Source organism: Pseudomonas sp. LPB0260, from assembly GCF_013388395.1.
This window is the reverse complement of sequence record NZ_CP058247.1, coordinates 3,854,429-3,872,843: the sequence shown is the minus strand read 5'-3', so window position 1 is coordinate 3,872,843 and position 18,415 is coordinate 3,854,429. Positions and strand designations below refer to the sequence as shown.

General features: G+C 65.5%; 16 protein-coding genes. 8 read left to right on the top strand and 8 right to left on the bottom strand.

The window, feature by feature from the left end; genetic code table 11:
* Window positions 1-15: 15 nt before the first annotated feature.
* Complete coding sequence (gene acnB / locus LPB260_RS17320; protein WP_208707044.1) at window positions 16-2,616, bottom strand: bifunctional aconitate hydratase 2/2-methylisocitrate dehydratase; 2,601 nt, start codon at window positions 2,614-2,616, stop codon at window positions 16-18.
* A gap of 407 nt (window positions 2,617-3,023) precedes the next feature.
* On the opposite strand from acnB, the gene LPB260_RS17315 reads away from it, so the two are divergent.
* Entirely contained in the window at window positions 3,024-3,488 is a 465-nt protein-coding gene (locus LPB260_RS17315) for a DUF1289 domain-containing protein (protein ID WP_208707043.1), read from the top strand.
* 23 nt (window positions 3,489-3,511) lie between these two features.
* Here LPB260_RS17315 and LPB260_RS17310 read toward each other — a convergent pair whose 3' ends face one another.
* Complete coding sequence (locus tag LPB260_RS17310; RefSeq protein WP_208707042.1) at window positions 3,512-4,417, bottom strand: universal stress protein; 906 nt, start codon at window positions 4,415-4,417, stop codon at window positions 3,512-3,514.
* Between the two features lie 238 nt (window positions 4,418-4,655).
* Window positions 4,656-5,519 carry a universal stress protein gene (locus tag LPB260_RS17305; protein ID WP_208707041.1) on the bottom strand — a complete coding sequence of 288 codons (864 nt, stop codon included), beginning with the start codon at window positions 5,517-5,519 and terminating at the stop codon, window positions 4,656-4,658.
* A gap of 164 nt (window positions 5,520-5,683) precedes the next feature.
* Here LPB260_RS17305 and LPB260_RS17300 point away from each other — a divergent pair, with 164 nt between their 5' ends.
* Entirely contained in the window at window positions 5,684-6,286 is a 603-nt protein-coding gene (locus tag LPB260_RS17300) for a tRNA-(ms[2]io[6]A)-hydroxylase (protein ID WP_208707040.1), read from the top strand.
* Window positions 6,287-6,340: 54 nt separating this feature from the next.
* Here the strand turns inward: LPB260_RS17300 and LPB260_RS17295 are convergent, their stop codons facing one another.
* Window positions 6,341-7,555, bottom strand: coding sequence for an MFS transporter (locus tag LPB260_RS17295; RefSeq protein ID WP_208707039.1), 1,215 nt, complete (start codon window positions 7,553-7,555; stop codon window positions 6,341-6,343).
* A 131-nt stretch (window positions 7,556-7,686) separates the two neighbouring features.
* On the opposite strand from LPB260_RS17295, the gene LPB260_RS17290 reads away from it, so the two are divergent.
* Window positions 7,687-8,565 (top strand): LysR substrate-binding domain-containing protein, encoded by an 879-nt coding sequence (locus LPB260_RS17290; protein ID WP_208707038.1) that lies wholly within the window; start codon window positions 7,687-7,689, stop codon window positions 8,563-8,565.
* Window positions 8,566-8,579: 14 nt separating this feature from the next.
* Here LPB260_RS17290 and lpxH read toward each other — a convergent pair whose 3' ends face one another.
* Together lpxH and LPB260_RS17280 are read right to left on the bottom strand one after the other, a co-directional pair.
* Window positions 8,580-9,302: a UDP-2,3-diacylglucosamine diphosphatase gene (gene lpxH / locus LPB260_RS17285; RefSeq protein WP_208707037.1), complete on the bottom strand. Its 723-nt coding sequence runs from the start codon at window positions 9,300-9,302 to the stop codon at window positions 8,580-8,582.
* On the bottom strand, window positions 9,299-9,793 hold the full coding sequence (locus LPB260_RS17280) for a peptidylprolyl isomerase (protein WP_208707036.1): 495 nt from the start codon (window positions 9,791-9,793) through the stop codon (window positions 9,299-9,301). Before LPB260_RS17280 ends, lpxH begins: the two co-directional genes overlap by 4 nt.
* A gap of 119 nt (window positions 9,794-9,912) precedes the next feature.
* Here LPB260_RS17280 and LPB260_RS17275 point away from each other — a divergent pair, with 119 nt between their 5' ends.
* Together LPB260_RS17275 and cysS are read left to right on the top strand one after the other, a co-directional pair.
* A complete protein-coding gene (locus LPB260_RS17275; protein WP_208707035.1) occupies window positions 9,913-11,583 on the top strand; it encodes a glutamine--tRNA ligase/YqeY domain fusion protein in 1,671 nt (556 codons plus the stop codon).
* On the top strand, window positions 11,583-12,968 hold the full coding sequence (gene cysS / locus LPB260_RS17270; protein WP_208707034.1) for a cysteine--tRNA ligase: 1,386 nt from the start codon (window positions 11,583-11,585) through the stop codon (window positions 12,966-12,968). The genes LPB260_RS17275 and cysS overlap by 1 nt, the downstream gene beginning before the upstream one ends.
* A gap of 84 nt (window positions 12,969-13,052) precedes the next feature.
* Here cysS and LPB260_RS17265 read toward each other — a convergent pair whose 3' ends face one another.
* Window positions 13,053-13,553, bottom strand: coding sequence for a lactoylglutathione lyase family protein (locus LPB260_RS17265; RefSeq protein WP_208707033.1), 501 nt, complete (start codon window positions 13,551-13,553; stop codon window positions 13,053-13,055).
* 96 nt (window positions 13,554-13,649) lie between these two features.
* On the opposite strand from LPB260_RS17265, the gene LPB260_RS17260 reads away from it, so the two are divergent.
* Window positions 13,650-14,537 carry a LysR family transcriptional regulator gene (locus LPB260_RS17260; RefSeq protein WP_208707032.1) on the top strand — a complete coding sequence of 296 codons (888 nt, stop codon included), beginning with the start codon at window positions 13,650-13,652 and terminating at the stop codon, window positions 14,535-14,537.
* 483 nt (window positions 14,538-15,020) lie between these two features.
* Window positions 15,021-15,482, top strand: a complete 462-nt coding sequence (locus tag LPB260_RS17255; RefSeq protein WP_208707031.1) for a hemerythrin domain-containing protein — start codon at window positions 15,021-15,023, stop codon at window positions 15,480-15,482.
* A gap of 415 nt (window positions 15,483-15,897) precedes the next feature.
* On the opposite strand, the gene LPB260_RS17250 is transcribed toward LPB260_RS17255, so the two are convergent.
* The gene (locus LPB260_RS17250; RefSeq protein WP_208707030.1) at window positions 15,898-17,334 is read right to left on the bottom strand and encodes an MFS transporter; all 1,437 of its coding nucleotides are present in this window, start codon (window positions 17,332-17,334) and stop codon (window positions 15,898-15,900) included.
* Window positions 17,335-17,475: 141 nt separating this feature from the next.
* Here LPB260_RS17250 and LPB260_RS17245 point away from each other — a divergent pair, with 141 nt between their 5' ends.
* Window positions 17,476-18,393: a LysR family transcriptional regulator gene (locus LPB260_RS17245; protein WP_208707029.1), complete on the top strand. Its 918-nt coding sequence runs from the start codon at window positions 17,476-17,478 to the stop codon at window positions 18,391-18,393.
* Window positions 18,394-18,415: the final 22 nt, after the last annotated feature.

Sequence of the window (18,415 nt, the reverse complement as noted above, 5' to 3'; positions counted from 1 at the left end):
CGACGCGGGTAACGCTTAGGCTTGAACGACCGGAATTTGGGCGTTGGCAGCGGCTTCGCGGAACTCGGCGATCTGGTCGAAGCTCAGGTAGCGGTAGACGTCGGCAGCCATGCTGTCGATGTCCTTGGCGTAGACCATGTACTCCTCGACGGTCGGCAGCTTGCCGATGATCGCGGCGACCGCTGCCAGTTCGGCAGAGGCCAGGTACACGTTGGCGCCATCGCCCAGACGGTTGGGGAAGTTACGGGTCGAGGTCGAGACCACGGTGGAGTTGGCGGCGACCCGTGCCTGGTTACCCATGCACAGCGAGCAGCCCGGCATTTCCATGCGCGCACCGGCCTTGCCGTAGATGCCGTAGTAGCCTTCCTCGGTCAGCTGGTGGGCATCCATCTTGGTCGGCGGCGACAGCCACAGACGGGTCGGAATGCCGCCCTTGACCTTGTCCAGCAGCTTGCCGGCAGCGCGGAAGTGACCGATGTTGGTCATGCACGAACCGATGAATACCTCGTCGATCTTGTCGCCGGCCACGGTGGACAGCAGACGGGCGTCGTCCGGATCGTTCGGTGCGCAGAGCACCGGCTCCTTCAGCTCGTTGAGGTCGATCTCGATGACTTCGGCGTATTCGGCGTCGGCATCGGCGCTCATCAGCTCCGGCTTGGCCAGCCAGGCTTCCATCGCCTGGGCGCGGCGCTCCAGGGTGCGGGCATCGCCGTAGCCTTCGCCGATCATCCAGCGCAGCAGGGTGATGTTCGACTTCAGGTACTCGGCGATGGCCTTTTCCGGCAGCTTGATGGTGCAACCGGCGGCCGAACGCTCGGCGGAGGCGTCGGACAGCTCGAACGCCTGCTCGACGGTCAGCTCGTCGAGGCCTTCGATCTCCAGGATGCGGCCGGAGAAGGCGTTCTTCTTGCCCTTCTTCTCGACGGTCAGCAGGCCCTTCTGGATGGCGTAGTAGGGGATCGCATGGACCAGGTCACGCAGGGTGATCCCGGGCTGCATCTTGCCCTTGAAACGCACCAGGATGGATTCCGGCATGTCCAGCGGCATGACGCCGGTGGCGGCGGCGAAGGCCACCAGGCCGGAACCGGCCGGGAAGCTGATGCCCATCGGGAAGCGGGTGTGCGAGTCACCACCGGTGCCGACGGTATCCGGCAGCAGCATGCGGTTCAGCCAGCTGTGGATGATGCCGTCGCCCGGACGCAGGGACACGCCGCCACGGGTGCGGATGAAATCCGGCAGGGTGTGGTGGGTGGTGACGTCGATCGGCTTCGGGTAGGCCGCGGTGTGGCAGAAGGACTGCATCACCAGGTCGGCGGAGAAGCCCAGGCAGGCCAGGTCCTTCAGCTCGTCGCGGGTCATCGGGCCAGTGGTGTCCTGGGAGCCGACGGTGGTCATCTTCGGCTCGCAGTAGGTGCCCGGACGCACGCCGGTCACGCCGCAGGCCTTGCCGACCATCTTCTGCGCCAGGGTGAAGCCCTTGCCGCTGTCGGCCGGCTGTTCCGGCTTCTTGAACAGGTCGGAGCTGCCCAGACCCAGTTCGGCGCGGGCCTTCTCGGTCAGGCCGCGGCCGATGATCAGCGGGATACGGCCGCCGGCGCGGACTTCATCGAGCAGCACCGGGGTCTTCAGTTCGAAGGTGGTGATGACTTCTTCAGTGCCGTGCTTGCACACCTTGCCGGCGTAGGGGTAGACGTCGATCACGTCGCCCATGTTGAGGTTCGACACGTCGAACTCGATCGGCAGGGCGCCGGCGTCTTCCATGGTGTTGTAGAAGATCGGGGCGATCTTGGAGCCGAAGCAGAAGCCACCGGCGCGCTTGTTCGGAACAAAGGGGATGTCGTCGCCGAAGAACCACAGCACCGAGTTGGTGGCGGACTTGCGCGAGGAACCGGTGCCGACCACGTCGCCGACGTAGGCGACCGGGAAGCCCTTGGCTTTGACTTCTTCGATCTGCTTGAGCGGGCCGATGGCGCCTTGCTGCTCGGGCACGATGCCGTCGCGGGCCATCTTCAACATGGCCAGGGCGTGCAGCGGGATGTCCGGACGCGACCAGGCGTCGGGCGCCGGGGACAGGTCGTCGGTGTTGGTTTCGCCGGGCACCTTGAATACCGCCAGGCTGTACTTCTCGGCGATCGCCGGGCGCTTGGTGAACCACTCGCCATCGGCCCAGGACTGCAGCACGGCCTTGGCGTGGACGTTGCCAGCCTTGGCTTTCTCGGCGACGTCGTGGAAGGCGTCGAACATCAGCAGGGTGTGCTTCAGTTGCTCGGCGGCGACGCTGGCCAGCTCGGCGTCATCCAGCAGCTCGACCATGGTGGCGATGTTGTAGCCGCCCTGCATGGTGCCGAGCAGCTCGACGGCGCGCTGCTTGTTGATCAGTGGAGAAGCGGCTTCGCCCTTGGCCACGGCAGAGAGGAACCCGGCCTTGACGTAGGCGGCTTCGTCGACGCCTGGCGGCACGCGGTTGGTGATCAGGTCAACGAGGAATTCTTCTTCGCCAGCCGGCGGGTTTTTCAGCAGCTCGACCAGGCCTGCGGTTTGTTCGGCGTTCAGCGGCTGGGGCACGATACCCTGAGCGGCACGCTCTGCTACGTGTTTGCGATAGGCTTCAAGCACAGTTATTACCCTCATCAGTGGTCCCAAAGGGTTGTCCGGGACGCGTATCCAGAAAACTCCGAATCAAGCGCTTCGTGGCTTTTTGAGCCGCTCGGCCGAGATTTCAGGGATTTCTTCCAGAAGCTGCTTTCAAAGTTTTACGCCGGCAGGACGGGGTAGATGAGGGCTGGCGCAGACGCTTGAAGGGGGGTTCAAGAGCCGGCGCCAACATCGTACCTGCAGGATCGACTGTGCTCGTGACGCTTTGAAAACAGCTTCCAACGGACATTAGCGCCTATAAAAGGCGCGCCGATACTACTGCAAAGCGCGGGCAAAGTTAAGCGATTGCCGTCGGCCGGGTGGGGATGATCTGGCTTGGACAAAGGGCTAAGATGCCAGGCCGTTTCGCCTTCGACGCTGTTCTCGCCATGTCCAATCAACGCATCAAGACCCCCTGTGTAGGCCTGTGTTCGACCGTCTACGGCGACCTGGTGTGCCGCGGGTGCAAGCGATTCCACCACGAAGTGATCCAGTGGAACGGCTACAGCGAGGAGGAAAAACAGGCGGTCTGGCGGCGCCTGGAACTGCTGCTGGAGCAGGTGATGGTGGCCAAGCTGGAGGTCTTCGATGAGGGGCGTCTGCGCACGCAACTGGAACAGCGCCAGATCCGCTTCGTGGCGCAGCAGTCGCCCTACTGCTGGGCGTACCAGCTGATCGCCCGTGGCGCACGGGTGATCAACCAACTCGACGCCTACGGCATCGCGCTGTTGCCGGAGTTTCGCGACTGGGCCCTGCCCGAGTTGCGTGACGCCATCGACCGCGAGTTCTTCCTGTTGTCCGAGGCGCACTACGGCCGTTATATCGCCCCCCGGTTCCTGCGCGAGGGCCAGTAGTCGCGGGCCTTCGGCTGTCCCTCCTAGCGGGAGCCGGCCTGCCGCACGTGCGGCGGATTCGCTTGCTCCGCCAGGGGTTCGAGCAGGTGCACGTCCGCATCGTGGGGCTTGAGCACCAGTACGTCGCTGTCGACCCGATCCAGCACGGCTTCCGCCGTGTTGCCGATGATCACCCCGGCCAGTCCCTTGCGTGCCACCGTGCCGATGACCGTAATGGCCGCTTCCAGCTCGTGGGCGTACTGCGCGATCACCGTTCTCGCCGAGCCTTCGGCCAGGTGCAGCTGGTGGTCACGCAGGCCGTACTCCTCCTGGAACCAGCGGCTGCCTTCCCAGCACTGCGCCGCCTTGCCGTCGAGCTGGGGGGCGCAGGGATCGGCGGCCAGGTCGAAACCGCTGGAATAGGCGGTGACGGCGTGCAGCGTGCCGTGGAGCAGGGCGGCCAGGTCCACCGCATGGCCGATGATGCTGCCTTGCAGGTCCAGGTGATCGCCTTCGTGATTGTCGACGTCCATGGCCGCCAGGACCAGGCCGCCCTCCCAGGAGCGTTCGGTCTTGGTCATCAGCACCGGTACGGGGCAGTCGCGCAGCAAGCGCCAGTCCTCGGGCGGCATGATCGATCTGGTCAGCGGGTTGTCCGGGTAGTGCTGCTTGACCACCAGGTCGCAGGCGTTGGCCTGCTGCGCGGCGAGGATGGCGCCCGTCGGGTGCAGGTGGTCACAGCGCGCCTGTTGCGTGGTGACGCTGAAACCTTCGCCACTGAGCTGGGCATTCAGGCTGCCGAGCAGCGCCCCATGGTCCTGCCGCTGGTCGCAGAGCAGCAGGTGCAGGTGGGCGCTGATGCCGCGGGCGATGTGCTTGGCTCGCCTGAGCGCGAGGCTGTCGGAGTGCACCGGATTAAGCACGACCAGAATTCGGTGAATGCTTTGCATGGCTATCTCCCTAGGCGTTGAACCGTGAGGCCGCGCAGCGGCGATCTGGGTCTGTCTCGGGATGCGTGGAGGGTCTTGCGGTGCCGCTGATCGGCTGCGCAGCCATAGCAGCATGGCCGCTAAAGACAGCCTTCGCCAGGCCGTATGTCAGTTGCAGTCGGGGCAGGGATGCGCGGTCGGAGCGGCGCCTGGCCGCCGCAAATGGCCTGCCGCCCGCAGGCGGCAGCGTCGCACGCTTTCAGCGTTGGCCGACCAGCTCTTCCAGGTGGGCGATGATGTCCGCGGGCTTGAGCACCAGGATGTCGCTTTCCAGCGAGTCGAGAACCACCTCGGCGGTGTTGCCGATCAGCGCGCCGGACAGGCCGGTGCGGGCGACCGTGCCGATCACCGTGACCACCGCGCCGAGCTTGCGTGCGGTCTGCGGGATCAGGGCGTCGGCCGGCCCTTCAGCGATGTGCAGGCAGTCGTCGGCAATCTGGTACTCGGCCTGGAACGCCTTGCACTCTTCGCGGTAGCGCGCCTCGATGGTCTCCTTGAGCTGGAAGGTCGGGTCGGCGGCCGACAGCATCGGCGCCGGGTGGGCGCTGATCACATGCAGGTTGGCCTTGGCCAGGGCGGCGATGTCATGGCCGTGGCTGATGATGCTGGCGTGCAGGGTGCGGTGCTCGGCGTCGGCATTGCCGACATCGACGCAGGCCAGGACGATGCCGCCGGCCCAGGGTTTGTCGCTCTTGACCATCAGCACCGGAGCCGGGCAGTAGCGCAGCAGTTTCCAGTCGTCCGGGGTGAGCAGGGCCTTCTTCAGCGGGTTGTCGGGAAAGTGCTGCTTGATCACCAGGCTGCAGCTTTCGGCCTGTTGCACGGCGATCACGGTCTGGTGCGGATTCTCGTGCCAGGCCTGCTGGCCGGAGACGCTGAAGCCTTCCTGCTGCAGCGTGCTGCTCAGGTCGTGCAGGTAGGTCGAATGGTCATGCTTCTTGTCGCAGACCAGCAGGTGCAGCTGGCACCGGGTTACGCCGGCGATCAATTTGGCCCGCTTGAGGGCCAGTCCTTCTGGTTGCTCCGGCTCCATCACCACCAGAATGCTGCGAATGGCTTGCATGTACGTCTCCCTGCGAAATGGTTGCTGCGGCCAGACAACTATAGATGGTGCAGGCGCCTCGTGTTTTTGACCGGTATCAACGCCGCGGCTGGCTGTTCCCGGTGTCATTCGTATAATGGCCGGCCTTGCCCGCCTGCCGGCGCCGCCACCCCAATCGTGAGCCTATGCAACTGCTACCCGAGATCGAAGCCTTTCTCCTCTGTCCCACGCCGGATGCCTGGATCGCCCAGGCCCTGCAGCACCAGGACATCATGCTGATCGACCACGCCAACTGCGAGAAGAAGGCCGCGTCGACGGCCATGACCCTGCTTTTTCGCTATATCGAGAAGGCCGATCTGCAATACAACCTGTCGCGCCTGGCCCGCGAAGAGTTGCGCCATTTCGAGCAGGTGGCGGCCTTGATGCAGCGGCGCGGGATCGCCTACCGGCCGGTCAGCGCGGCCTTGTATGCCCAGCGCCTGCACAAGCACGTGCGCACCTCCGAGCCGCACAAGCTGGTGGATACCCTGATCGTCGGTGCCTTTATCGAGGCGCGCTCCTGCGAGCGTTTCTTCCGCCTGGCGCCGCATCTGGACGAGGAACTGGGGCAGTTCTACCGCTCCCTGCTGAAGTCCGAGGCGCGCCACTACCAGGGCTATCTGAAGATGGCCCGGGACTATGCCGGCGAGTCGATCGATGAGCGGGTGGCGTACTTCGCCGAAGTGGAGCGCGAGGCGATCCTCACGCCGGACAAGGAATTCCGCTTCCACAGCGGCGCGGCTGCCTGAGCCGTATCTGGCGGGCTGCCGCCCCTTCGCTGGGCGGCAGAGACAGGGCGGGCGTCAGCAGGCGCCAGCCGCCGGCGGGATGATCGGCAGCACCTTGCGATTGCCGCGCAGGATGACGATGGCCAGGGCCACCAGCAGCAGGGATGCGGCGGTCAGCACGTAGAACACGTCGTGCAGCGAGCCGGTGGTCTCGCGGATATAGCCGGCCAGCAGATTGCCCAGGGTCCCGCCCAGGCCGAAGGTGACCATGCAGATGCCGCTGATCTGCATGGTGGCGGTCGAGGAGTAGTGCTGGTTGACCCAGCCGGCGACGATGCCCCACATCGGGAAGTACATCAGCCCATAGCCGAAGCCGGCGACCAGGGCGAACTTGCCCGGGTCGGCGATAAACGCCAGCAGGCCCAGGGCGAAGCCACTGAAGATCACCATCAGCGCGGTGCCATGGCCGCGGCGATCGGCCAGCTTGCCGGTGATGAAGCCGGCCACCATGCCCGTGCCCCCCACCGTCGCCCAGGTATAGCCGCCCAGTGCCGCCGGCAGGCTGAGCTCATCCAGGTAGGTGTTGAGCCAGTAGGAGAAGGGCATGGTGGTGAAGCCCACCAGCAGGCAGATCAGGCAGGCGAACAGCGCGGTGCGCTCGCCGATGATGGTGGCGAACAGCTTGGAGGTGGGGATCGCCGCGTCGACCGGGCCAAGGCCGGCAGTCGGGCTGACGGGGGCGGCCTTGAGGTCGCGCAGCATGTGCCAGGTCAGGGCCAGCACCACCAGGCCGAACAGCCCGGCCACCTGCCAGCTGGCCTGCCAGCCGAGCAGCGGCACCACCACGAGGATCAGCAGGCCGTTGAGGGCATAGCCCCAGGCCGTGCCGCTGGATGCGCAGGAGAGGTAGGTGGAGCGCGACTCGGGGCGGGCGCAGCGGCTGACGATCTCGACGATGCAGCCCCAGCTGATCGCCGCACTGGCGGCCAGGCAGGTCAGGGTCAGGGTGATCAACAGCGGATCGCGCAGCTGTGACATGAGCAGCAACAGGCTGCTGGAGGTGATGCCGGTCAGCAGGGCCAGGCGGCCGGTACCCAGGCGGTGGCCGAGCGTACCCAGGAGCATGGCGCCGGCGAGGTAGGCCACCTGAGTCAGGGCGCCGATGGTCGCCAACTGCCACGGGCTGATCTCGATGGAGTCGCGCATGAACGGCATCAGCGCGGCGAACAGGAACATGCCAAAGCCGTGGCTGACGATCTGGTTCAGGCCGAAGGTGGTGGGCATCCGCATTATTCAGGCTCCGGGACAGCTCGCAGGGGATCGGCAAGGGGTGAGCTGGATGCTGGCTAACATAGAGGCTTGCCAGGATTCGGCAAAACGATAAATATTGATCACCACTTTCAAGAAGGTTGAATTCTGCCATGCGCGACCTGCCCATCGTTCTGCTGCGAACCTTTGTCGTGGTCGCCGACACGCTCAACCTGACCGCCGCGGCCGCGCGCCTGCACCGCGCGCCCTCGACCATCAGCATGCAGCTCGGCCGGTTGGAGGCCCTGGTCGCGACCGAACTGCTGCAACGTGGTCAGTACGGCGTCCGCCTGACGCCAGCCGGGGAGCAGCTGAAGGGCCATGCCCAACAGTTGCTGAACCTGCACGACCGTATCCTCGGTACCTTCCAGCATGCCGACGTGGCCGGCCAGGTGCGCTTCGGCACCCATGATCAGTACGCCACGCGCAGCCTTACGCCCTTGCTGGAGGCCTTCGTGCTGAGTTATCCCGAGGCCTGCCTGGAGGTGGTCTGCGACCATCGGCCCCACTACCTGGCGTCGCTGGTGGCCGAGGGCAAGCTGGACCTGGCCCTGGTCGAGATGCCTGCGGCGTCCGACGGCGGCCGCCGGCTGTTTCGCGACGAACTGGTGTGGGTGCGCACCGAGGCCCACTCGACCCACGAGCGCGAGCCACTGCCGCTGGCGGTGTTCGTCGAGGGCTGCTATCACCGCGATTCGGCGGGCAAGGTGCTGGCCGAGGCGCAGATTCCCTATCGGATCGCCTTCACCAGCCAGAGTCGGGCCGGGGTCCTGGCCGCCGTGCGCGCGGGCATCGGCGTCGGCATCATTCCGCGCTCGACCCTGGAGCCCGGCCTGCAGGTGATCGAGGAGGGCCTGCCGGCTCTGCCGGGTACGGACATCACCCTGTTCGTCGCCGAGGAGGTCAACGAGGCGACCCTGCGCCTGGCGCAGACCATCGAGGCGAGTCCGCAGTTTCAGCGTCACGAGCGCCAGGCCGCCCTGCAGCGCTAGATCGGCGGTGCAGCTCAGGCGAGGGGGAAGGGCGCCAGCTGCCAGCCCCGGGCGTCGATCTGCAGGGCCCAGCCCTGGCGATCCCAGTCGCCCAGGACGATACGCCGCGCCGCCTGCCCCTCGACCTGCAGCTCATGCTCCGCCGGGCGGTGGGTGTGGCCGTGGATCAGCGTGCGCACGCCCTGGGCCGCCATGACCCGCTGCACCTCGGCGGGGGTGACGTCGACGATGTCGTTGGCCTTCATCGCGGTCTGGCTGCGGCTTTCCTTGCGCAGCTTGCGCGCCAGCTTGTGGCGGGTGGCCAGGGGCAGGTGGCGCAGGATGAACAGGCTCAGCGGGTTGCGCAGCCAGCGGCGCATGCGCATATAGGCTTCGTCCTGGGTGCACAGGCTGTCGCCGTGCATCAGCAGGACCTGCTCCCCGGCCAGTTCGACCAGGCTCGGATCGCTCAGCAGGGTGCAGCCGGCCTCGCGGCAGAACGCCTGGCCCAGCAGGAAGTCGCGATTGCCGTGCATCAGGTAGATGCGTGTGCCGCCGTCGCTCAGTTGGCGCAGGGCCTGGGCGATGGAGCGTTGAAAGGGGCTGATGGCATCGTCGCCGATCCACACTTCGAAGAAGTCGCCGAGGATGTACAGCGCCTCGGCCTGGGTGGCGCGCGTCTGCAGGAAATGCAGAAACGCCCGGCTGATGTCCGGGCGCTCCTCTTCAAGATGCAGGTCGGAGATCAGCAGGATCACTCAACGATCTCGGCACGCTCGATGATCACGTCGTCGACCGGTACGTCCTGGTGGCCGGACTTCATGGTGGTGGCCACGCCCTTGATCTTCTCGACCACGTCCATGCCTTCGCTCACTTCGCCGAACACCGCGTAGCCCCAGCCCTGCACGGTCGGCGCGCTGTGGTCGAGGAAGGTATTGTCGGCGACGTTGATGAAGAACTGCGCGGAGGCCGAGTGCGGCTCCATGGTGCGGGCCATGGCGACGGTGCCGACCTTGTTGGAGACGCCGTTGTTGGCTTCGTTCTTGATCGGTGCGCGGGTCGGCTTCTGCTTCATGCCCGGCTCGAAGCCGCCGCCCTGGATCATGAAGTTGCTGATCACGCGGTGGAACACGGTGTTGTCGTAGTGGCCGGCCTTTACGTATTCCTTGAAGTTGGCCACGGTTTCCGGGGCCTTGTCTTCGAACAGGTTGAGGGTGATGACGCCGTGGTTGGTGTGCAGCTTGATCATGTGGGATTCGCTCTGTCGAGAAATTCGAAGGCCTGTCAGGGGGTTGACAGCTTCGGCTATGATAAGCGCTTTGTTTTAGTCGGCCTACCCTGCGCCGCACCTGCATGATCAAGGACCCCATGAGCAAGCCAGAGACTCCAGCCGCTACGAACTTTCTTCGTCCCATCGTCCAGGCCGACCTGGAAGCGGGCAAGCACACGAAGATCATCACCCGTTTCCCGCCGGAGCCTAATGGTTACCTGCACATCGGCCATGCCAAGTCGATCTGCCTGAATTTCGGCCTGGCCAGGGAGTTCGGCGGCGAGTGCAACCTGCGCTTCGACGACACCAACCCGGCCAAGGAAGACCAGGAATACATCGACGCGATCAAGAGCGACGTGCAGTGGCTGGGCTTCCAGTGGGCCGGCGAGGAGCGCTACGCCTCCAACTATTTCGATCAGCTGCACGACTGGGCCGTCGAACTGATCAAGGCGGGCAAGGCCTATGTCTGCGACCTGTCGCCGGACCAGGCCCGCGAGTATCGCGGCAACCTCACCGAACCGGGCAAGAACAGCCCGTTCCGTGAGCGCTCGGTGGAGGAAAACCTCGATCTGTTCGCCCGCATGAAGGCCGGTGAGTTCCCGGACGGCGCTCGCGCCCTGCGGGCGAAGATCGACATGGCCTCGCCGAACATGAACCTGCGCGACCCGATCCTCTACCGCATCCGCCACGCCCATCATCACCAGACCGGCGACAAGTGGTGCATCTACCCCAGCTACGACTTCACCCATGGTCAGTCGGACGCCATCGAGGGCATCACCCATTCGATCTGCACCCTGGAGTTCGAGGACCATCGCCCGCTGTACGAATGGTTCCTGGCCAACCTGCCGGTGCCGGCGCAGCCGCGCCAGTACGAATTCGCCCGGCTCAACCTGAACTACACCATCACCAGCAAGCGCAAGCTCAAGCAGCTGGTCGATGAGAAGCACGTCAGCGGCTGGGACGACCCGCGCATGTCGACCCTGTCCGGCTACCGCCGTCGGGGTTACACCCCGGCGTCGATCCGCACCTTCTGCGACATGATCGGGGTCAACCGCGCCGGCGGCGTGGTGGACATCGGCATGCTCGAGTTCGCCATCCGCGAAGACCTGGATGCCAACGCCTCGCGCGCCATGTGCGTGCTCAAGCCGCTCAAGGTGGTGATCAGCAACTACCCCGAAGGCCAGGTGGAGAACCTCGAGCTGCCGCGCCACCCCAAGCAGGACATGGGCGTGCGCGTGCTGCCGTTCAGCCGCGAGATCTACATCGACGCCGGCGACTTCGAGGAGAACCCGCCGGCCGGCTTCAAGCGTCTGGTACCGGGGGGCGAGGTGCGCCTGCGCGGCAGCTACGTGATCCGCGCCGACGAGGCGGTCAAGGATGCCGCCGGCAATGTCGTCGAACTGCGCTGCAGCTATGACGAGAACACCCTGGGCAAGAACCCCGAGGGCCGCAAGGTCAAGGGCGTGATCCACTGGGTGCCGGCCGCCGAGAGCGTCGAGTGCGAAGTGCGCCTGTACGACCGCCTGTTCCGCTCGGCCAACCCGGAGAAGGTCGAGGAGGGCGCCAGCTTCCTCGACAACATCAACCCCGATTCCCTGGTGGTGCTCAAGGGCTGCCGCGCCGAGCCGTCGCTGGCCCAGGCGCAGCCGGAGGAGCGCTTCCAGTTCGAGCGCGAAGGCTACTTCTGCGCCGACCTCAAGGACTCCAAACCGGGCGCCCCGGTGTTCAACCGCACCGTGACCCTGCGTGACTCCTGGGGAGGTCAGTAATGGCGCTGTCGATCTACAACACCCTGAGCAAGACCAAGGAAGCCTTCCAGCCGCTGGAAGGCAACCAGGTGCGCATGTACGTGTGCGGCATGACCGTCTACGACTTCTGCCACATCGGCCATGCGCGGGTCATGGTGGCCTTCGACGTGATCGCTCGCTGGCTGCGCCATAGCGGCTATGCGCTGAACTATGTGCGCAACATCACCGATATCGACGACAAGATCATCAAGCGTGCACAAGAGAACGGCGAGCCGTTCGAGGCCCTGGTCGAGCGCATGATCAGCGCCATGCACGAGGACGAGGCACGCCTGTCGGTGCTGCGCCCCGATCAGGAGCCACGCGCCACCGGCCACATCGCCGGCATGCACGCGATGATCCAGAACCTGATCGACAAGGGCTTCGCCTATGCCCCGGGCAATGGCGATGTCTACTACCGGGTCGGCAAGTTCGTCGGCTACGGCAAACTGTCGAGGAAGAAGATCGAGGACCTGCGCGTCGGCGCGCGCATCGAGGTCGACGAGTCCAAGCAGGACCCGCTGGACTTCGTCCTGTGGAAGGGCGCCAAGCCGGGCGAGCCGAGCTGGGATTCGCCCTGGGGCAAGGGGCGGCCGGGCTGGCACATCGAATGCTCGGTGATGTCCACCTGCTGCCTGGGCGAGACCTTCGATATCCACGGCGGCGGCCCGGACCTGGTGTTCCCGCACCATGAGAACGAGATCGCGCAGAGCGAGGCGGCCACCGGCAAGCTCTACGCCAAGGCCTGGATGCATGCCGGCGCGGTGCGCGTGGACGGCGAGAAGATGTCCAAGAGCCTGGGCAACTTCTTCACCATCCGCGAGGTGCTGGACAAGTACCACCCCGAGGTGGTGCGCTACCTGCTGGTGTCCAGCCACTACCGCAGCCCGATCAACTACTCCGAGGACAGCCTCAAGGAAGCCAAGGGCGCCCTGGAGCGTTTCTACCATGCGCTGCGCGGCCTGCCCGAGGCGGCACCGGCCGGCGGCGAGGACTTCGCCGAGCGCTTCGCCGCGGCGATGGACGACGACTTCAACTCCCCGGAAGCCTGCGCCGTGCTGTTCGAGATGGTGCGCGAGGTCAACCGCCTGCGCGACAGCGACCTGCAGGCCGCGGCCGGCCTGGCCGCGCGGCTCAAGGAGCTGGCCGGGCTGCTCGGCGTGCTGCAGCTGGAGGCGGACGCCTTCCTCCAGGCCGGGGCCGCAGGCAAGGTCGACGCTGCCGAAGTCGAGGCTTTGATCGCCGCGCGCCTGCAGGCCCGCGCCGAGAAGAACTGGGGCGAGTCGGACCGCATCCGCGACCAGCTCGGCGCCATGGGCGTGGTGCTGGAAGACGGCAGGGGCGGCACCACCTGGCGCCTGGCCGAATAGCCGGACTGGGAGACAACAAAAAAAGGCCGCATTTGCGGCCTTTTTGTTTGTGTGGGCGGCGTTAGCCGCTGCCGGGGTCGCGCTTTACTGATAGGCGCCGGCGGAGTAGGTCAGCTCGTAGCTGTGGCTGTAGATCTCCAGGATGTTGCCGAAGGGATCTTCCATGTAGACCATGCGGAACGGCTTCTCGCCCGGGAAGTACTCGCGCACCGGCATGCGCTGCTTGCCGCCGGCGGCGACGATCTTGGCGGCCAGGCCTTCGACGTCCGGGTCCTGTACGCAGAAGTGGAATATTCCGGTTTTCCAGTACTCGAAGTTGTTCTGCGGTTTCTCGGCGTTGCGGAACTGGAAGATCTCCACGCCGATGCGGTCGCCGGTGGACAGGTGGGCGATGCGGAACGAGCCCCAGCCGGCGCCGAACACGTCGGTGCACATCACGCCGATGGCCGAGTCGTCCTCGCTGATGGTGGTCGGCGGCATGATCAGGTACCAGCCCATGACCTCGGTGTAGAACTTGACGGCGGCGTCGAGATCGGTGACCGACAGGCCGATGTGGGAAAAGCTGCGGGGGTAGACGCTGGACATGAGCAAAACCTCGTGTTGGCTGAAGTGTGGCCAGTCTAGGTGTGCATAGTCATAATCAAAACAATCTTCAGGTTATGATTCCAATAAGAGATCGTTATGCTAAATCCGCAATGGCTGCGTACCTTTGTCACGCTCGCCGAGCAGGGCAATTTCACCCGCACCGCCGAGCGTCTGGACCTCACCCAGGCCGCGGTCAGCCAGCATGTGCAGCGTCTCGAGGAGCGCCTGGGCCCGCTGCTGATCCGCCGCCCGCGCCAGCTCGAGCTGACGCCCGCCGGCCACGCCCTGCTCGACTACTGCATGGAGGTCGGTGCCGCCGACCAGCGTTTGCAGCAGCGGCTGTCCGAGGCCGACGCCGAGCAGGGCGAGATCGGCCTGATCAGCCCCGGCAGCATCGGCCTGGCGCTCTACCCGCAGCTGCTGGCGCTGCAGCAGGCGCACCCGGGCCTGAGCATCCGCCATCGCTTCGCCCCGGACCCTGAGGTGCTGGACGCCGTGCTGGAGAACCGCTTCGAACTGGGTCTGGTGACCCTCAAGCCGGACGATCCGCGTCTGAGCGTCAGCCGCTTCGCCGAGGAGCCGCTGGAGCTGGTGGTGCCGGCCGGCGAGCGGGTCCGCGACTGGCGCGATCTCGAGCGCCTCGGCTTTATCGATCACCCGGATGGCCAGGCCATGGCCGGGCGCCTGCTCAGTCGGCGGTTTCCCGGCGCGCCCGGGGTGCGCAGCCTGTCGTGCCGCGGCTTCACCAACCAGATCGGCCTGATCCTCGAGCCGGTGGCCCGCGGCCTGGGATTCACGGTGATTCCGCGCTTCGCCCGCCTGGCCTTCGCCCGGCCAGAGGCCATCCAGGTCATCGAGGGGACGCCTGCGGTGGTCGATAGCCTGTGGCTGCTGCACCGCGCCGAATGGCCGTTATCGGCCCGCGCCGAGCTGCTCCTGCAGCGGATCAAGGCGAGCTTTCCGAGCCTATCGGCTGCAGGCTGATCTGGCACCGCACCTGTCGACCGCGAGTCGAGCCGCGCCGAAGCGAAAGATCGTTGGCCGCTTGCTGTTGAGCTTGCGATTCAAGCGAACGCAGCGGCCTCGGCCGGCGCTGTTCTGGCGAGCGCTACCCGGCATCGATCACCGTCGGCGCTGATCCACGCGGCTCGGGCAATTTGCGACCCTAATGAAATAACCTTCGATAACTGCAGGGGGCGGCGCTTATCTCCCTGTTGTTGCTCTGGCGGAAGAAAGTTGTGGTGGCGGGGCAGGGTGGTGGATACGTTCAAGTTAAAGACTTTGATTGCATATCCCAAGCGCGCATTAGCGATTTATGGACCTAAGATGCGGCGCAAGGCCGAACTGGACTTGCTGGCATCATCTGGGCGCTAGGCTTCATTGATGCAGATCAACAGGAGGGCAAGCTTCCCGTACTAGTCTAAAGGTTACTGGGAATACTCCGGCTTTATGTCAGAGAGGTTTGCTATGCACCCGTTACTGGAGGAACTTCACGTCTACCATCGCGGTGTTTCCGCCACTATCGACCGAATAAAGCAACTGCTGAAAGTGCTTGGCAGTGGCGTGGATGAAGCGGCCGACTGCGAGCAGCTCTACAGGATGCTGGAGTCTCTGCATGGTGAGGCGGAAACAAAACACCATCAGAATGAAGAACTGATTCGTGAGAAGTTGTTGGCAACCGAGGCGCCGCTGCATCAGTGCGTGAGAGATATAGAGCGTGATCATCAAGGGTTCGAGCGAATCGCCAAGCAACTCGGGGCCCTGGAACAATCGGGGCTTAACTCAAAGGAAATAGCCGCTTTCGTCGAGGACTATATTAGGAAGTACTATGACCACATGGATCGCGAGGAGAATATATTCTTTCCGATGGCGGACGAGTGGATCATGGATGAGCAATGGCAGGACATTAAGCAGCACTGGCAACAATAGGATGCCGCGGCCATGGCCGTATGGCTCTGGTTTCAGTAGGTATTTCTGCGCGTGAGATGGTGAACCTGTCTTCCTGCCTGCCGATTGCGCTTGTGCGTGAAACAAGGCTGCCGGCGTTGGCCCGACGGGTCGTTTCAAGGGCGCGACGGGTCTGCCCAGCAGTTTTAGCTTCAAGCTCGCTGAGTGCAGGCCATGGGGCTGATCCAGTCGGGCATCAGTAGCGGCCGAGCGAGAAAGGTGCGCGGCCTCCTGCCATTCGCCTCTCCAGGCCGAGCGTGGGGCCCGCGCCGATGTTCGAGTTCAGGCTCGGAGTAACACGCTTTACCGGAGCGCTGGTGAATCTGGTTCTCGCCCTACTCGTTGCCAGCGCGGCACCGGCCCCCCGGCTGGCCGCGCCATCCAGTCCCGCGACCGACTATTGCCAAGACCGAGCGCGGCCAGCAGCCGCGGCGGCCAGCGCGACGGCGATCAGCAGCAGGGCGACGGCGAAGGTGCTGCGCATGCCGGCGGCGACGGCGGCGGGTTGTGCCATCGTGATGTCGTTCGTGGCTGAGGCGCACGCAAACACCGCACCCATGACGGACGCGCCGGTGATCAGCCCCAGATTGCGCGAGAGGCTGAGCAGTGCGGCGATGACGCCACGTTGCTCATTCCGGATATCGCTCATGACGGCGGTGTTGTTGGCCGCCATGAACAGCGCGTAGCTGGCGGTGGTGAGCAAGATGGGGATGACGTAGCCGGCGACTCCCAGTGTCTCGGGCAACAGGGCGAGCAGGCTGCAGCCGACTGCCATCGCGCAGAGCCCGGCCAGGGTCATCCTCTTTGCACCATGGCGCTCGACGATGAGGCCGGCGGGCACGCCGGCCAGCGCAGCGAGCAACGGGCCGCTGGACAGGGCGAGCCCGACCCCAAGGGCATCGAGCCCGAGCGCCCGCGACAGATAGAAGGGCCCGACGACCAGTGTCGCCATCAGCACAGTCGAGACCAGCATGCTCATGGCCAGGCCGGCGCTCAGCACTGGATCGCGGAGCAGGGCCAGGCGAATCAAGGGCGAGGCCGCGGTGGATTCGACGCGCAGAAACAAGCCGACGCCAACCACGGCTGCCAGCAGCAACGCCATGTTGAGCGGGCCGAAGCCGCCGCGCCCGAGTGTCATGGCGAGCGCGTAGGCCCCGAGCGTCAACGCCAGCAACAGGGTGCCGAGCATGTCGAAACCGCCGCTATCCGCCTGCGGCGCCTGGCGCTCAGCGGGCAGATAGCGATGGGCGAGCAGCAGTGTCAGGCCACCCAGGGGCAGGTTGAGCAGAAAGATCGCCCGCCAGCCAAGTTCGGCGATCAGCACGCCGCCGAGGGACGGCCCTAGTGCGGTGCCAATCGCGGACATGCTGCCGAGTAGCCCCATGACCCGGCCGGTCCTTTCCTTCGCTACCATGTCACCGACCAAGGCCATGGTCAGCGCCATCATGATCGCGGCTCCGAGGCCCTGCAGTGCCCGGCCGGCGATCAGCAGCCAGAACGACGCAGCGACGCCGCACAGCAGCGAGGCCGCCGTGAACAGAAGCACCCCGGCCAGCAGCAGTCGTCGGCGTCCGATGATGTCGCCGAGACGTCCCGCGCCGACAATCAGCGTGGTGATGGCCAGCAGGTAGGCGAGGACGATCCACTGGGCCGCCTGGAAGGAGGCGCCGAACGCCTGGGCCAGCGTCGGCAGGCCGACCGTGGCGATGCTGCTGCCGAGCGAGGCCAGCAACATGGGGAGTGCGAGGCTGACGAGCCTCCAGCGAAACGAAGCGGCCTGTTCGGTGCGTCCCGGGTCTATCTCATCGTGTCTCGCGGTGGTTGGCGTCGACATCCACTTCGTCCCCTCTGGTTGGCCGGCAAACGCTGCTGTCGAAACCATAGGCTTGCGCCTGATAAGGCGGAAGGCGCAGCAGTTGCACTGAATACGTGCGTCCGACGCCATGTCAGCCCGTGGCCGTGCTATGGTCGAGGCATGTCGAATCCCGATTTCAACCTGCTGGTCACCCTGGATGTGTTGCTCGCCGAAGGCAGCGTTGCCCGAGCCGCGCAGCGATTGCGCCTGAGCCCGTCGGCAATGAGCCGGGCGCTGGCGCGACTGCGGGAGACGACCGGAGACCCGTTGCTGGTGCGGGCCGGGCGTGGCCTCGTGCCCACTCCTCGAGCGCTTGAGCTCCGTGAGCAGGTCAGCCAGCTGGTACGGGACACCGGGGCGGTGCTGCGTCCCGTGGAGAATCTCGACCTCGAGCGGCTGTCCCGTACCTTCACGCTGCGCAGCAGCGAGGGCTTCGTGGAGAACTTCGGCCCGGCCCTGATCGCCAGGGTCTGCCAGCAGGCGCCTGGCGTGCGGCTGCGCTTCGTGCATAAGGCGGACAAGGACGGCGCCGCACTTCGCGATGGCAGCGTCGACCTGGAAACCGGTGTGGTGGGTAAGGCGACCGCTCCGGAGTTGCGGGTGCAGGGGCTGTTCCGTGACCGCTTCATCGGCGTCGTGCGCCTGGGACATCCGCTGAGCCAGGGCGAGATTAGCCCCGCGCGCTATGCGGCCGGCCGGCATGTCGCTGTCTCGCGGCGCGGGCTCGACAAGGGGCCGATCGATGAAGCGCTGGAGCCCCTGGGGTTGAAGCGGCAGGTCGTCACGCTGGTCGAGGGTTTCTCGACGGCCTTGGCGCTCGCCAGGGGTTCTGACTTGATCGCCAGTGTTCCCGAACGCCATAGCGGAAACCTGCGCCTCGGTATGCACAGTTTTGCTCTGCCGTTCGCGACGCCGGAGATCAGCGTTGCCTTGCTCTGGCACCCGCGGCTGCATGCCGACCCGGCGCATCGCTGGTTGCGTGGCTGCGTTCGGGAGGTGTGCGCGGAGCAGCTCGGTGAGGCGTCGACGGGAGAATAGGACCGGTAGACTGACGTTGCCC

Bases quoted from the DNA above. Each gene is read 5' to 3' on its own strand.
- LPB260_RS17250 (WP_208707030.1), bottom strand. From the start codon at position 17,334: ATGTCGACGCCAACCACCGCGAGACACGATGAGATAGACCCGGGACGC.
- LPB260_RS17275 (WP_208707035.1), top strand. From the start codon at position 9,913: ATGAGCAAGCCAGAGACTCCAGCCGCTACGAACTTTCTTCGTCCCATC.
- LPB260_RS17300 (WP_208707040.1), top strand. From the start codon at position 5,684: ATGCAACTGCTACCCGAGATCGAAGCCTTTCTCCTCTGTCCCACGCCG.
- LPB260_RS17310 (WP_208707042.1), bottom strand. From the start codon at position 4,417: ATGCAAAGCATTCACCGAATTCTGGTCGTGCTTAATCCGGTGCACTCC.
- LPB260_RS17260 (WP_208707032.1), top strand. From the start codon at position 13,650: ATGCTAAATCCGCAATGGCTGCGTACCTTTGTCACGCTCGCCGAGCAG.
- LPB260_RS17245 (WP_208707029.1), top strand. From the start codon at position 17,476: ATGTCGAATCCCGATTTCAACCTGCTGGTCACCCTGGATGTGTTGCTC.
- LPB260_RS17305 (WP_208707041.1), bottom strand. From the start codon at position 5,519: ATGCAAGCCATTCGCAGCATTCTGGTGGTGATGGAGCCGGAGCAACCA.
- LPB260_RS17280 (WP_208707036.1), bottom strand. From the start codon at position 9,793: ATGATCAAGCTGCACACCAACCACGGCGTCATCACCCTCAACCTGTTC.
- LPB260_RS17295 (WP_208707039.1), bottom strand. From the start codon at position 7,555: ATGCGGATGCCCACCACCTTCGGCCTGAACCAGATCGTCAGCCACGGC.
- LPB260_RS17265 (WP_208707033.1), bottom strand. From the start codon at position 13,553: ATGTCCAGCGTCTACCCCCGCAGCTTTTCCCACATCGGCCTGTCGGTC.
- LPB260_RS17290 (WP_208707038.1), top strand. From the start codon at position 7,687: ATGCGCGACCTGCCCATCGTTCTGCTGCGAACCTTTGTCGTGGTCGCC.
- cysS (WP_208707034.1), top strand. From the start codon at position 11,583: ATGGCGCTGTCGATCTACAACACCCTGAGCAAGACCAAGGAAGCCTTC.
- LPB260_RS17315 (WP_208707043.1), top strand. From the start codon at position 3,024: ATGTCCAATCAACGCATCAAGACCCCCTGTGTAGGCCTGTGTTCGACC.
- LPB260_RS17255 (WP_208707031.1), top strand. From the start codon at position 15,021: ATGCACCCGTTACTGGAGGAACTTCACGTCTACCATCGCGGTGTTTCC.